10 protein-coding genes and 2 pseudogenes are annotated in these 14,099 nt (G+C 74.9%); 8 read left to right on the forward strand and 4 right to left on the reverse strand.

Annotated elements, in window-relative coordinates; translation table 11 throughout:
- Window positions 1-119: 119 nt before the first annotated feature.
- Together HCC30_RS28800 and HCC30_RS24410 are read right to left on the reverse strand one after the other, a co-directional pair.
- Window positions 120-281: pseudogene (locus tag HCC30_RS28800) on the reverse strand (NUDIX domain-containing protein); the annotation flags it as partial.
- 144 nt (window positions 282-425) lie between these two features.
- Window positions 426-1,325: an NADP-dependent oxidoreductase gene (locus HCC30_RS24410; protein WP_169444929.1), complete on the reverse strand. Its 900-nt coding sequence runs from the start codon at window positions 1,323-1,325 to the stop codon at window positions 426-428.
- A gap of 165 nt (window positions 1,326-1,490) precedes the next feature.
- On the opposite strand from HCC30_RS24410, the gene HCC30_RS24415 reads away from it, so the two are divergent.
- The 7 genes and pseudogenes from HCC30_RS24415 to HCC30_RS28805 form a co-directional block, all read left to right on the forward strand.
- Window positions 1,491-1,928: a helix-turn-helix domain-containing protein gene (locus tag HCC30_RS24415; RefSeq protein WP_206324279.1), complete on the forward strand. Its 438-nt coding sequence runs from the start codon at window positions 1,491-1,493 to the stop codon at window positions 1,926-1,928.
- Between the two features lie 147 nt (window positions 1,929-2,075).
- Window positions 2,076-4,571: a M14 family zinc carboxypeptidase gene (locus tag HCC30_RS24420; RefSeq protein WP_169444931.1), complete on the forward strand. Its 2,496-nt coding sequence runs from the start codon at window positions 2,076-2,078 to the stop codon at window positions 4,569-4,571.
- A 111-nt stretch (window positions 4,572-4,682) separates the two neighbouring features.
- Complete coding sequence (locus tag HCC30_RS24425) at window positions 4,683-5,705, forward strand: mechanosensitive ion channel family protein (RefSeq protein ID WP_346776785.1); 1,023 nt, start codon at window positions 4,683-4,685, stop codon at window positions 5,703-5,705.
- Window positions 5,706-5,856: 151 nt separating this feature from the next.
- Window positions 5,857-7,038, forward strand: coding sequence for an acyl-CoA dehydrogenase (locus HCC30_RS24430; protein ID WP_169444932.1), 1,182 nt, complete (start codon window positions 5,857-5,859; stop codon window positions 7,036-7,038).
- A 939-nt stretch (window positions 7,039-7,977) separates the two neighbouring features.
- Window positions 7,978-8,394, forward strand: a complete 417-nt coding sequence (locus tag HCC30_RS24435) for a hypothetical protein (protein WP_169444933.1) — start codon at window positions 7,978-7,980, stop codon at window positions 8,392-8,394.
- A gap of 137 nt (window positions 8,395-8,531) precedes the next feature.
- Window positions 8,532-9,284, forward strand: coding sequence for a hypothetical protein (locus tag HCC30_RS24440; protein WP_169445000.1), 753 nt, complete (start codon window positions 8,532-8,534; stop codon window positions 9,282-9,284).
- Window positions 9,272-9,546 (forward strand): annotated as a pseudogene (locus tag HCC30_RS28805) (hypothetical protein); the annotation flags it as partial. The gene HCC30_RS24440 and the pseudogene HCC30_RS28805, both read left to right, overlap by 13 nt.
- Window positions 9,547-9,753: 207 nt before the next feature.
- Here HCC30_RS28805 and HCC30_RS24445 read toward each other — a convergent pair.
- Window positions 9,754-10,980 carry an amidohydrolase family protein gene (locus tag HCC30_RS24445; protein ID WP_169444934.1) on the reverse strand — a complete coding sequence of 409 codons (1,227 nt, stop codon included), beginning with the start codon at window positions 10,978-10,980 and terminating at the stop codon, window positions 9,754-9,756.
- A gap of 35 nt (window positions 10,981-11,015) precedes the next feature.
- Window positions 11,016-12,497 carry a chlorohydrolase family protein gene (locus HCC30_RS24450; RefSeq protein WP_169444935.1) on the reverse strand — a complete coding sequence of 494 codons (1,482 nt, stop codon included), beginning with the start codon at window positions 12,495-12,497 and terminating at the stop codon, window positions 11,016-11,018.
- A 300-nt stretch (window positions 12,498-12,797) separates the two neighbouring features.
- Between HCC30_RS24450 and HCC30_RS24455 the strand changes: the two genes are divergently transcribed.
- Complete coding sequence (locus tag HCC30_RS24455; RefSeq protein ID WP_206324280.1) at window positions 12,798-14,099, forward strand: DUF3100 domain-containing protein; 1,302 nt, start codon at window positions 12,798-12,800, stop codon at window positions 14,097-14,099.

Raw genomic sequence — 14,099 nt, forward strand, 5'->3', positions numbered from 1 at the left:
TCGGCCGCGTCGGGCGTGAGCCGCGCGTCCTCGACGGTGGTCTCGTGGACGACGAACCGGTAGGGGCCGAGCTCGCCCTCGCGGAGGAACCTGAAGCGGAACCGTACGGGCGCGTCCGCGCCCGTCTCCTCGCTCAGCTCCCTGCGGGCCGCGTCCTCGTACGCCTCGCCGACGGCGCCGGCCACCGGCCGGCTGTGCTGTCCGGGGAAGCGGGAGCCGGTGGCGGGGCGGCGGTGGACCAGGTACCGGCCCTCCGCGTCCCGGCAGAGCAGCATCGCCATCCGGTGGAGCCAGCCGTTCCGGACGGCCTCGGCCCGGCTGACGACGCCCGGCACCCGGTCCTGCTCGTCCACGCGTTCCAGGATCCAGCTCTGTCAGGCGCCGTGACGGCGGGGTCAACGGGCGGGGTGTGCGCGTGAGTTGCCTCAGGGGACGAGGACGAGGCGGCCGCGCAGGCCGCCCTCGGCCAGGCGGGCGTGGGCCGCGGCGGCCTCGGCGAGCGGGTAGGTACGGGCGACGCGGGGCGCGAGGCGGCCGTCGTCGGCGAGGCGGGCGAGTTCGGCGAGCTGCGCGCCGTCGGCGGTGACGTCCAGCGCGCCGACGCGGATGCCGCGCTCGGCCTCCGGTTCCTGGCCGGGCCAGACACCGGCGTAGGCGCCGCCGTCGCGGACGGGCGCGAGCGCCTCGGCGCCGAGGACGGCCGCGTCGAGCACCCCGTCGAAGGCGGCGCGCGGGGGCGCGGCCGTGCGGGGCAGGAAGTGGTGTGCGCCCCGGGAGGCGAGGAACTCCTCGTCGCCGGCCGAGGCGAGGGCGGTGACCTCCAGGCCCCGGACGTGGGCGAGCTCCACCGCGTGGGCGCCGACGCCACCGGCCGCGCCGGTGACCAACAGGCTCTGCCCCGGGGCGAGTTGCAGGATGCCGAGGGCCTGGGCGGCGGAGAGGGCGTTGAGCGGCAGCGCGGCCGCGTGCACGTCGTCGAGGCGGGCGGGTGCCGGGGCGAGCGCGTCCGCGTCGAGCACGGCGTACTCGGCGTGCGTGCCCAGCGGGGTGCGGTGGCCGGTGGCCAGGCCGATGACGCGGTCGCCCGGGGACCAGGCGGCCCCGGCTCCGCCGACGGCGTCGACGGTTCCGGCGACGTCCCAGCCGAGGCCGAGGCGGTCGCCGTCGGCGCCGAAGACGCCGGCCCGCATGGCCGCGTCGACCGGGTTCAGCGCGGCGGCGGCGACCCGCACCCGCACCTGGCCCGGGCCGGGCCCGGGGACGGGCAGTTCGGTGATCTCGACGGCTTCGGGTCCGCCGAAGCGGGACACGGTCGCGGCACGCATGAGCATGGGGATCCTCCCGGGGCGCGCTCGGGCCGGTCCTGCGTGGGTCCGGCCGCACGCCCGTGACGTGGTTTCTTACCGTTGGTGCGTAGCCTCATGCTGAGGGAGCGCGGAGGCCGCCGCAAAAGGCACACGCGTGTGCGGAACGGGAAGGACGGGTGCGCCATGGGCGACACGGAAGGCTCACGCGCGCAGGGTGCGGGCCGGCCCGGCCCCTGCGGGCGCTGGCCGGCGGAGCAGGGCGAGACGATCCGGCAGATCGTCGAGCGGGCCGGGGACAAGTGGACGGTGCTGGTGATCGGCGCCCTCCAGGAGGGTCCGCTGCGCTACACCGATCTCCAGCGCTCCGTGCCGGGCGTCTCGCAGCGGATGCTGACGCACACGCTGCGCCAGCTCCGGCGCGACGGGCTCGTCACCCGCACCGCCTTCCCCGAGGTGCCGCCGCGGGTCGAGTACGCGCTGACCGGCCTGGGCGCCACGCTGCTGGACGCGGTGACCGCGCTGATCGACTGGGCGGGCACGCACCACGACGAGATCCACGCCAACCGCGCGCGCTTCGACACCTCCGGCACCCCGAACTCCCCTGGCCCGAAGGCGAGTTGACGGGCCGGCCGGCGGTGCGGCGGCTCTTGTCGTCCGGGGGCCGAGCGGGTAGACCTCCGTACTGATCGCGTCACCGACCGTGTCCGTGCGTGCGCGTGCCCGGAGTTGCGCGCCTCGCACGGTTCTGCCGCCGCCCGAAGGGTTCGCATGGGACCGTCCAGACCATCACCGCTCACCGGCTCCGTCAGCGCCGTGCTCGGCGCCGCCCTCGTGGCGACGCTCGCGGGCACCCTCCTCGCCCCTCCCCCGGCGTCCGCCGCCGGCCCGGCTCCCGCTCCCGTCACGGCGGTTGACGCCCCGGCGGACGCGCGGGACACCCGCGGCTTCCCGCGCCGTACGGTGCTGGACCCGCCGCCCGTGAACGGGAAGGACGCCTCGCTGAAACTGGGGCTGGCGCCGTACCACTCGCTCGCGCCGCGGCTCAACGCGCTGCAGCGGCTGGGCGACCGGGTGAGCGTGGAGGTGGCCGGGCGCAGCGCGGGCGGGCACGAGCTGTACCTCGTGACGGTCACCGCGCCGGAGAGCGCCGCCGAGGCGCGGGAGCAGGAGCGGATGCGGGAGCGGATCGAGAACGCGCCCGCGTCGGCGGCGAAGGATCCGCGCATCAGGTCCGCGTACAAGACGCCGGTGTTCTTGAACAACAACATCCACGGCAACGAGTGGGAGGGCACGGACGCCGCGCTGCGGCTGATCGAGCGGCTGGCGAAGGCGGCGGACGCCGGGACGTCGGCCCTGCTCGCGAAGAACCGCGTCCACATCAACGTGACGGCCAACCCCGACGGCCGGATAGCCGGCACCCGGGCCAACTCCCGGGGGTTCGACCTCAACCGGGACTTCATCACCGCGAGTCAGCCCGAGACCCGCGCCGTCCGGCGGATCGCGGCCGAGCGGCAGCCCGCGCTGATGCTGGACCTGCACGGCTACGTCAACGGCACCCTGATCGAGCCGACGACGCCGCCGCACGGCGAGAACTACGAGTACGACCTGTTCCTGAAGAACGCGTACCGGAACGCGCTCGGCATGGAGCAGGCGGTGAACGCGCTCGGTTACACCGAGGACGGGGACGGGGTGAAGCCCCCGGTGATCCCGTTCCGGGACCAGAAGGAGGGCTGGGACGACTGGCCGCCGCTGTTCACTCCCCAGTACATGCCGTTCCAGGGCGCGGTGGCCTCGCACACCGTCGAGTTCCCGCTGCGGGTCAACAACGCGGCCTACGAGAAGCTGCCGGTGCGGGAGCTGCGGCGGCGCGCGGAGGTGAACACCCGGATCGCGGGCGCGGCGATGCGCGCGACCCTCGACTACGCGCGGCGGCACCGTACGTCGGTGATCGCCGACCAGATCGAGACGTTCCGACGGGGTGCGGCGGGCGAGGCGCAGCGGCCGGTGTCGGAGGAGACGGTGCCGGGTGTGCCGGGCATCGGGCCCGAGGACGTGTACACCACGCGTTTCCCGCGCGCGTACGTGATCCCGGCCGGCGGCGGAGGGCGGTCCCCGGCGGCAGCGGCGCGGCTGGTGGACCATCTGGTGGCCAACGACGTCCGGGTGGAGCGGGCCCGCGCGGACTTCCGGCTCGGCGGGCGCGGGTACCGGGCGGGCTCGTACCTCGTCGACATGCACCAGCCCAAGCGCGGGCTCGCGAACGTGATCCTCGCCGACGGGCGGGACATCAGCGACGACGTCTCCGCGATGTACGACATCTCCGGCTGGAGCCTCGGCCTGCTGTGGGGCGCCCGGGTGGACGCGGTGGAGCGCGGGGCGCCGCGGGTGCCGGCGGATCCGGTGCGGGCGGCCGCGCGGGACGGGGGTGTCGCGGCGCGGGGTGACCTGCGGCTGCGGCTCGACGACCCGTACGAGGTGGCGGCGCTCAACTCGCTGCTGGCGCAGGGTGTGCGGGCCCGCCGCACGGACGACGGCGCCGCGGTGCTGCCGGGCTCGGCGCGCGGCCTCGCCCGCGAGGCGGCCGCCCGGTTCGGGGTGACCTTCGGCGCGGCCGGTGAGCGCGGGACGGCGGAGCTGCGGCGTACCCGGGTGGCGGCGGCCGTCACGCCGGGTGAGCGGTTCGCGCTGCGGGAGATGGGCTTCGCGGTGACGCCGGTCTCGACGGAGCGGCTGAACGCGGGCTTCGACTGGTCCGGGACCGACGCGCTGCTCGTCTCCTCGGGGCTCGACCACGGGAAGCTGACGCGGGCGGCGCGCGAGGCGTTCGCGGAGAGCGGGGTGGGCGTCGTGGGTGTCGGCGCGGAGGGCGCCGCGTTCAACGAGGCGGCCTCGCTGCTCCCGGTGACGGGTGTGCGCGGCAACGGGGACGCGAACGGGGTGGTGCGGGTGCGCAACGCGGGCGGCCCGCTCACGGCGGGTGCCCCGCCGCACTCCTTCGTCTACGCGCCCGGCTGGTTCACGGGCCTGGGCGACGGTGTGCGCGTCGAGCAGTCGTACGCCGGTGACGGGCCGCTGGTCTCCGGGCACTGGCGGGCCGGGAAGGACGGCGCGGGCGGTCCCGGGGACGCGGCCGGGAGGCCCTCGGTGGTCTCCGGTTCCTCGGCGTCCGGGGCGCCGGTGGTCCTGTTCGGTACCGAGCCGATGTACCGGGCCCATCCGAAGGGCCTGTACGCGCAGGCGGCCCGGGCCCTGCTGACCCGCTGAGGGGCGGCGCGGGGGCCGAAATCGCTGGTGAGCGGGCCGGGTTAGCTCTGCGGGGTATCGGTCGGTACGGTTCCTCCCCGGTCATCGGTTTCTAACGGAGGAATTCATTCCGTGTCCCCAACGCACATAGCCGCCGCGCCCGACGTGAGCGAGGCCGCCGGCAAGGCGGAACTCGCCCAGGGGTGGGTCGAGGACAACATCGATCTGCTGATCGGTGTCCCGCTGCGCATCCTGCTGATCGTCGTCGTCGCGGTGATCGTGCGCGCCTTCGCGAAGCGCGCCATCACCCGCGTCGTCCAGCGGGTCATCAAGGACGCCGAGGAGAACGGCGGCACCCAGCGCAGCCGCGGCCCCGCGGTCCTGCAGCGCGCGGCCCGGACGAACGAGCGGCGCCAGCAGCGGGCCAAGACCATCGGCAACGTGCTGAGCAGCATCGCCACCATCGTGATCGCCGTGATGGCGGTGGCCATGGTGCTCGACCAGCTCGGCATCGCGCTCGGCCCGCTGCTCGCCAGCGCCGGTGTCGTCGGTCTGGCCATCGGCTTCGGCGCGCAGAGCCTCGTCGCGGACTACCTGTCCGGCCTGCTCATCATGTTCGAGGACCAGTACGGCGTGGGCGACAGCGTCGACCTCGGCGAGGCGGTCGGTGAGGTCGAGGAGGTCGGCCTGCGGCTGACCAAGATCCGCGACCTGTACGGCGGCCTGTGGTGCATCCGGAACGGCGAGATCCTGCGCGTGAAGAACGACAGCCAGGACTGGGCCCGCGCCGTGCTCGACATGTCCGTCTCGTACGACGCCGACCTGGACAAGGTCAGCCAGGTCCTCACCGAGACCGGCCGCGAGATGCGCGAGGACCCGGAGTTCCGCGACGTGCTGCTGGAGGACCCGTCGGTGTGGGGCGTGCAGTCCCTCGACGCCGACGGTGTCGTCGTGCGGCTCGCGGTCAAGACCGTGCCGCTGCAGCAGTGGGGCGTCACCCGCGAGCTGCGGCTGCGCGCCAAGAAGGCGCTGGACGCCGCCGGTGTCGAGCACCCCTTCCCGCAGCGCACCCTGTGGGTCCGCAACGACGAGGCGGCGGCCGTCGGCACCATGAAGCCGGCCGACGCCGACGCAAAGGCCGGCAAGACGGTCTGACCCCGGCCCCCGGCTTCTTCCGCGACGCCGGTTCTCCGGTCCCCTCCCGGGACCCGGAGGACCGGCGTCGTCGTCTTTCCGCCGGGGCCGCTGACAGACCCCCTCGCTACAGTGACGCCGGACCGGACCCGACAGCGAGGAGTGAGCGTTCATGGCGATACACGGCGGATTACACGTCAGCCCGGAATTCCCCGCGCTGCTGGAGCGGATCGACGCCCTGGGCCCGGAACTCGACGCCGGCGCGGACGCGGCCGAGGAGCGCGGCCGGCTGGACGAGGCCACCGCGCGGGCCCTGCTGGACGCCGGCACGGTCCGGGCCGTGCTGCCGCGGAACCTCGGCGGCCACGAGTTCTCCCCGCGCCAGCTGATCGAGACGGTCGAGCGGCTCACCCGGTACGACGCCTCCGCGGGCTGGACGGTGATGGCGCTCCAGCTGATGACGGGCTCGACGGCCGCCTATCTCGGCCCGGTCGCGGCGGCCGACCTGTTCTCCGACGTCGCGGGCGGGACGTACGCGCTGCTGGCCGGGCACGGCACCCGTCCCGGCCGGGCCGTTCCGGTGGACGGCGGCTATCTGGTCAGCGGCAGCTGGCAGTTCGCCTCCGGCATGGCGCACGCCACGCACATCCACAGCGCCGTCCAGGTCGAGGGCAGCGGCGAACTGCGGGTGCTGGCGATGCCGAAGCCGCGGGTGGAACTCGTCGACAACTGGGACGTGCTGGGCCTGCGGGCGACGCACAGCATCGACTACCACTGCGCCGAGGTGTACGTCCCCCGGACGCACACCTATCCCGCCACCACCACGGAACCGGCCCACGGCGGCGCGGTGTACCGCATGGGCCTGGTCAATCTGTCCGCGATCGGGCACACCGGCTGGGCGCTCGGCGTCGGGCGGCGGCTGCTCGACGAGCTGCGGACGACGGTCGCGGCCCGGGCCGGCGGCCCGAACGCCGCCGCGGGCAGCGGGCACTTCCACGCGGAGTACGCCTCGGCCGAGGCCGCGCTGCGTGCGGCGCGGGCGTGGGTGACGGAGGTCTGGCGGGACGTCGAAGTCACCCTGGACGCGGGCGAGTTGCTGAGCACCGAGCAGGACACGCTGCTCCGGCTGGCGCTGAACCACACGACGTCCACCGTGCGGGACGTGGGCCGGACGGTGCACCGCTGGGCGGGCACGGCCGCGATCCGCCGCGGCCCCCTCGACCGCTTCCTCCGCGACCTCGGCACCGGCGCCCAGCACATCACCTCCGGCCCGGCGGTCCTGGCCAACTGCGGCCAGTGGCTCAGCGGCACCCGGCCGAACGCCCACTGGGAGTTCCTGGACCTGGCGCCGTGAGCGGCGTTCCGGAGTCGGGAGTGACCGTCCTGGAACGTCTGGAAGCCGTGCTGTCCGGCCCTGGCCCGGGGCCGCCGGAGCGGCGCGCGCGGATCTTCGAGCTGCTCGGGCGGGAGCCGGACCACGGTGCCGGGGCGGCCGCCGCGTGCCTCTCCCGTACGGAGAACCGCAGGCCGGCCGGGTACGTGTCGCAGTACCTGTCCCGTCTTCCGGGCGAGCGCGCGGCGAAGGTCCGCGCCGCCGAGGCGCTCCGTACCTCGCCGCTGACGTGCGGCGCGGCGGAGCGCCTGGTGCGGTGGATGCGGCCGGAGCTGCTCGACGCCTTCGTGCGGGACCATCTCGCCCTGCCGGACCCGTCCGCGCTCGGGCTGCGCGACCCGTGGGCCGGGCTGGCCTCGGTGGTCTTCGTGATCGCGGCCGAAGACCCCGGACGCGTCCGCCCGTTCGCCGGCCGGATCGAGGACCCGTTCATCCTGGGCCGGCTCGATCTCGGCGCCCCGGACGACGTGGTCGACGCGCTGGTGGCGCGCCGGCGGGCCGGCGGGGACGCGGCGCACCTGGAGACGGCCGCGCGGGCGCGCACCGGGTACGCGCGGCGTCAACTGCTGGCGCTGCGCGCCGAGTTCACGGCCGTGGACAGCTGCGAGTTCTGCGCGGACCTGGAGGGGACGGAGCATCTGGACGACGCCGACTGTCTCGATGCCGAGGCCGAGTGGGAGCGGCCGGCGCACCAGTCGGGCGTGCTGCCCGACACCGGGCGCCCGGCCGGGTTCCGGCCCGCACGCGGGCTACGTCGGACCCCGGGGCGCGGGGCCGCACCGGCTCGGCGGCCCGGCCCCCGGCGTCCTCCCCCGGTGCCGCGTCTGCGCCGAGCCCGCCGCTCCCCTGCTGACGCCGGCCTCTGCCGCCCTCGCCCCCGAAGTGGGCCCGGAGGACCCGGTGTTCCTCTGGTTCACCTGCGGCTGCCGGGACACGGACGAGCTGACCGCCGCCCGGACCGAGGGCGGGTTCCGCGCGTACGGGCACGAGTGGGGCCCGGTCGGCGCCGCCGGACCGGAGCCGCGCACGCTGCCGGAGGAGCGCGCGCTGGTGCTGGAGCCGGCCCGGGCGCCGTACGAGGTGAGCCGGGCGGTGCAGGGGTTCGCGCAGCACCAGGTGGGCGGTCTCCCCGGCTGGACACTCGGTCCGGAGCCGCATCCGCGCTGCCCGGAGTGCGCGTCCTCGATGCCGTATCTGGCCACGCTGGCGGGCGGGGTCACCCCGTTCGGCGCGATGCCCTTCCGCGGGAACGTGTACTGCTTCTGGTGCGCGGGCTGCCGCGTCGGCACCGCGACGCTCCAGGAACGTGACGCCTGAGCGGGGCGGCCCGGGCCCGTGATGCCCGGTGCGCCGGTTTTGCGGGGGTGTGGGTTTCTGCTTCAGTGCGGGACATGACCAGTGTTCCGGAGACCGTCAACGGCCCGCGGGGAAGCGGTGGTTCAGGGGTCGCCGCGATGGACCGGAAGGGCGGCCCGGGGCACACGGTGCTGCTCGCGCTGGTGCTCGCGGTGCCGGTGGTGAAGGTCGCGTACACGGCCGGTGAGGGCGGTGCGGTGCGTGAGGTGTTCTCCGGGATGGAGCTGTCCAACTGGCCGGACGTGCTGGTCGGGATGGTGCTCACGAACGCGCTGTTCGGCGCGGTGCTCGGGGTGGTGCTCTCGCGGGTGCTGTTCGCGGCGTGCGCGGCGCGCGGTGCGGTGCCGGGCGGTACGGGGCCGGCCGCGTCCGCGCGGCGGCTGGCGCTGAGCCTGGTCAATCCGCTGGCCGTCGGCGCGATCATCGCCTGCCTGTTCGGGCCGTGGTGGGGGCTGGGCACGTTCCTGGTGGCCGTCGCGCTGCGGCAGGGCATCGTCGTCGAGTACCGGACGGGCCGCCGCGGCCACCACCACCGGCACGCCGAGGCGGCGCGGCCCGGGCCGTGGGTGCGGCGGTGGGTGGCGGCCGAGCAGTGGGCCGCGCTGGCGCTGACGGTGGTGGTGCTGCCGGTGCTGGCGTTCGCGGCGGCGGTCGACGGGCGGGCGTGGACGACGGTGGTGCGCTGCGAAGTCACCGACGTCGCGGGCACCCGTACCGACCGGCTGATCGAACTCGGCCGCAAGGGCAACGGCGTCGTCGGCTGGAACCTGGCGTCGCACCAGGTCTCCAACGGCACGGGCTGCGAGAAGACCGAGGAGCTCGTCGTGCGCGACCCGCTGTGGCGCTCCTGAGATGTTCACCGGCCGTCACCGGCGTCCGGGGCGCGCCGGCCGACGCGCGTCCGCTGTCCGCCCCCGAACACGCCGCCCTGACGGCCATGTTGCACGGGCCGGCGACCGGGCGCGGGAGGCGGTACCGGGGTGGCAGGTGCGCGATCCGGCCGCGCATCTGCTGGGCGGCTGCTACGGCCGTCTCGCCCACGACCGGGAGGGCCCCTCCCCCGCTCCCGGCGAGACGCCGGAGACCTTCCCGCACCGCGCCGGCCAGGAGTGGGCAGGTGGCCCGCTTCTTCGAGGCCCGCCGGCCAGGACGCCCCCTGGCACTCGGAGACCGCATGGCACCTGCGCACCCGCGGCATCGGCCCGGACGAGGGCCCGGCCCGCGCGGGCGTGGACGGCGGCCGCGGGCCGGCCGCCACCATGTGGCGGATCGCGCGGTGACTGCCGCCAACTGCCCGTCGGCGCCTGCCCGTTGACGCCCCTAGTCGGCGAGCGTCAGCCCCTCGGCCACCACGTGCCCGTCGTGCAGGACGGTGCGGTCGGTGCCGCGGTCCATGACGGCGGAGGTGGGGGTCTCGCCGTCGACGAGGAGGAGGTCGGCGCGGTCTCCCGGGGCGAGGCCGGGGCGGTCGGTGACGGAGGTGAGGCGGGGCAGCTCCGGGTCGAGGATCGCGGCGCCGCCGCGGGTGGCGACGGCCAGGCAGTGTTCGACCAGTTCGTCGGCGCGGAAGCGCTGGGTGAAGGCGAGTTGCCAGGTGCGGTCGAGCATGTCGCCGTTGCCGTACGGGGACCAGTAGTCGCGCTGCCCGTCCTGGCCGAGGCCGACGCGTACCCCGGCGGCGGTGAGCCCGGTCAGGGGCAGGGAGTGGTGCTGGGCGGGGGCGACGGTGGCCATGGAGATGTCGAGTGCGGCGAACTCCTCGGTCAGGCGGCGGGTGGTGGCCTCGTCGACGCCGCCGAGGTCGTAGGCGTGCGAGAGCGTGACCCGGCCCGCCATGTCCAGGGCGCGCACCCGCTCCAGGATCAGGTCGGCGCTGAACACGCCGAGCGTGCCCGGCTCGTGGAGGTGCACGTCGACGGGTGCCTGGTGGCGTTCGGCCAGGTCGAAGAGGATGTCCAGGTGGCGCACGGGGTCGCGGTCGAGGGTGCACGGGTCGATGCCGCCGACGACGGCGGCGCCGGAGGACAGTGCCGCGTCGAGGAGTTGGGGCACGCCCTTCTCGCGGAGCAGTCCGGCCTGCGGGAAGGCGATGATCTCGACGTCGGCGCGGTCGGCGTGCGCCTCCTTGGCGGCGAGGACGCCCTCGAAGCGTTCGAGTCCGCAGTCGGCGTCGATCTGCGCGTAGCTGCGGACCCGGGTGGTGCCGCACGAGATCATGCGGCCGAGGGTGTGGGTGGCCCCTTCGGCGACGCTCCGTTCGGCGTCGCGCCAGTGCGCGCGGTCGTTCATCACCATCGGCCAGATGCCGGGGGCGCCGGTGTGCGGCCGGAAGGGCAGGCCGAGGCGGGTGGAGTCGAGGTGGCAGTGCACGTCGGCGAACGCGGGGAGCGCGAGCCGGCCGCGGCCGTCGACGGCCCCGTCCCGTGACGAACTCCCGGTGGCGCGGGCCCGGTTGGGGTCGTGCGGGGTGACGGCGGTGATCACCCCGTCGGTGGTCTCGATGTCCGAGGGGGCGCCGCCCCAGGGGCGTACGTCGGTGACCAGCATGTCGCGGCTCCTTCGTCCGGGGTGGGTGCGGGGCGTCAGTGCGGGGCGTCGTGGTCGAAGGGCGGGAACGTCGGGGGGAAGAGGGTGTCGGCGTCCCTGCGGAGCGTGTCGCGTGCGGAGTAGGCGGCGCGCATCCGCGCGAACAGGTGCTGGGCGCGCTGCCGCAGGTCCGCCAGGTCGACGCCGGGGATGCCGCCGTCGACCAGGACGGGGCGTCCGGCGACGACGGAGTGGGTGGCCTGCCGGGCCGTGCCGTTGAGCAGGAAGGTGCGGACGGGGTCGTCCTGGACGCCGTCGCGGATGTCGTCCGTGCGGAAGGCCACGAGGTCGGCCTGCGCGCCGGGTTCGAGGCGGCCGAGGTCGGGGCGGCCGAGGGCGCGGGCGCCGCCGAGAGTGGCGGCCTCGACGTAGTGCTCGGCGGGTGCGGCGTCGTGCCGGCCGTCGACGATCTTGGCGAGGTGGATTCCGGCGTCCATGCCGCGCACGAGGTCGGGCGGGAAGGAGTCGGTGCCGAGGCAGAGGTTGACGCCGGCGCGCCGGTAGCTGCCGAAGGAGCGCAGGACCTCGCCGTAGCGCAGGGAGGTCTGCGGGCAGTGGACGACGGAGACCCCGTGGCGGGCGAGGGTGTCCAGGTCGCCGCGGTCCTCGCCGTGCACCCGCGGGTGCCGGTCGGTCACGAGCCCGTGCGGGACGAGCAGGCGGGTGCCGAGCAGCCCGGTGCGCTCGAGCAGGCGCAGGGGCGTCACGCCGTGCCGCCGCTCGGTCAACTCCCGTTCCAGCAGCCCCTGCAGGCAGTGCAGCCGGACGAGGGCGTCGCGGCGCCGGGCGACGTCCGCGGTCTCGCGCAGGAGTTCCTCGGTGAGCGTCTCGATGCGGCAGGGCAGCAGCACCCCGTTGACGAGCGGGTCGCCGAGGGACGCGGCGTGGTCGAGGAAGCGGACGGCGTCGCGCAGTCCCTCGCGGCCGCGTTCCTCGTCGAAGGCGACGTCCCGGCCGCCGTCCGGCAGCGCGATGTTGACGCCGGAGCGGTAGGCGGGGCCGAGGTAGCCGCGCAGTCCGATGCCGCGGGACTCCTCGGCCATGGCGGTCAGTTCCTCGTAGGGCTCGGCCCAGGAGCTGTGGATCTCGGAGGCGATCGGCATGTAGGTGGTGATGCCGTGCAGGGCGAGCTGGACGAGGGCGTAGTGGCGGACGGTGCGGCGTTCGGCGGGGGTGAAGACGTCGCGCCGCCGGTGGGTGAAGTAGTCGAGGGACCACTGGTGTCCGGGGGCGAGGTCGGGGCCGGCCCAGGAGTCGAGGACGAGGTGGTCGATGTCGGTGAGGGCGTCGAGGTCGATCAGCCCCGGCAGGACGAGGGTGTCCGCGCCGAGGTCCCGGTCCTCGTCGACGTGGCCCGGGTAGTGGCCGCCGACGTGGACGAGGGTGTCGTCCTCCCAGACGATCTCGCCGTCGCGCAACAGCCGGTGTCCGCCGTGCTGGTGGGCGAGCACGTGTCCGGCGCGCCAGCGCGTCCGCATGGGGCCTCCAGGGTGGGTGCGGGCCGGTCCGCTCGGGGCCGGCGAGGCGGACCGCGATCGTATCCAGCGGTATACCAAATGCGAAAGGCAAGATCCGCGACGACCTGAAATCGCTGATGTCCCAGGCATGGACAGGGAGTTGGCGCACCGTTACACCTTTGGCGGTATACCAAACGCGGCGGCCCCGCGGCTCCGCCCGGGCGCGCCGTCAGCGAACTCCCCGTACCGGAGGCAGTCATGGATCGGACCCCCAGCACACGCACAGCCGGTCCCCCGGCCGGGATCACCCGGTCCCACTGGGTGAGCGCCACGGTGCTCTCCACCCTCGTCTCCGTCGTCGCCGTGCTCATCGGCGAGCACACCTTCGAGATCGGCCCGGCGGCCGTCGCGCTGTTCCCGATCGTCTGGGCGGTGCTGCTCGGCGGGATCGTCGGCGTGCAGCGGCTGCGGCCGGTGACCGGCTCGACCCGGGCCGTCTCGACGGTGCTGCTGGAGATCAGCATCGTGCTCTTCCTCGCCCGGCTGGGCACCGACATCGGGCCCTCGCTGGCGAAGTTCACCCACCTCGGCCCGGCGATCGTGCTCCAGGAGGTCGGGCACATCTTCGGCACCGTGATCCTGGCGCTGCCGGTCGCGGTCGGGCTCGGCATCGGACGGGCGGCGATCGGCGCCACCTGGTCCATCGACCGCGAGTCGTACCTGGCCTTCGCGATCGAACGCTTCGGCGTGCGCTCCCCGGAGTACCGGGGCGTGTTCTCGGTGTGGGTGCTCGGCTCGGTCTTCGGCGCCCTGTACATCTCGCTGCTGGCCGGAACGCTCGGCAGCATCGGCCTCTTCCACCCGCTCGCGCTCGCGCTGGGACTGGGCCTCGGTTCCGGCTCGATGATGCTCGGCGGCGTGGGCGCGCTGTCGCTGATCTACCCGGACCGGGCCGCGGAGATCACCGCGCTCGCGGCGCTGTCCAACCTGGTCACCAACCTGGTGGGCTTCTACTCGGGGATCTTCCTGGCGCTGCCGCTCTGCCGCCGCCTGTACGCCTTCTGGAGCCGGGTGTTCGGCCGCGACGACGAGGGGCGCCGGGTCCGCACCCCGGCGCGCACCGGCGGCGCGGAGGCCGAGGCCGAGGAGTCGCGCCCGGCGCCCGAGGTGGTGCGGGACCCGGAGCTGGCGACGCCGCCGCGGGTGCAGCTGCTCGCCTACACGGTGGTCGGACTCGGCGGCCTGCTGGTCAACGCCCTCGGCACCCAGCGGCTCACCCTCGGCGACGTCGTCGGGACCGCGTTCCTGCTCGCGCTCACCCGGGTGTGCTTCGCCCTGTCCCGGAAGCTGCCCGCCATTCCGGCCAGCGTGTTCGTGCTCGCCCTCGCCACCCTGCTCTCGGCCCCGTTCGCGCCGACGGGCGCGTGGCTGACCGCGACGGTCGGGAACCTGGACGCGATGCTGATCGGCCTGCCGGGGCTGGCGATGGTCGGGCTGACGCTCGGCCGGGACGTGCAGGCGCTGCGCCGGCTGAGCTGGAAGATCGTCGTGGTGGCGCTGATGACGTACACCTCTTCCTTCATCGCGGCCGCCGCCCTCGGGCAGACGGCGCTGCATCTGTGA

The organism is Streptomyces sp. HNM0574 (assembly GCF_012726235.1).
In the GTDB taxonomy this organism is placed as follows: domain Bacteria; phylum Actinomycetota; class Actinomycetes; order Streptomycetales; family Streptomycetaceae; genus Streptomyces.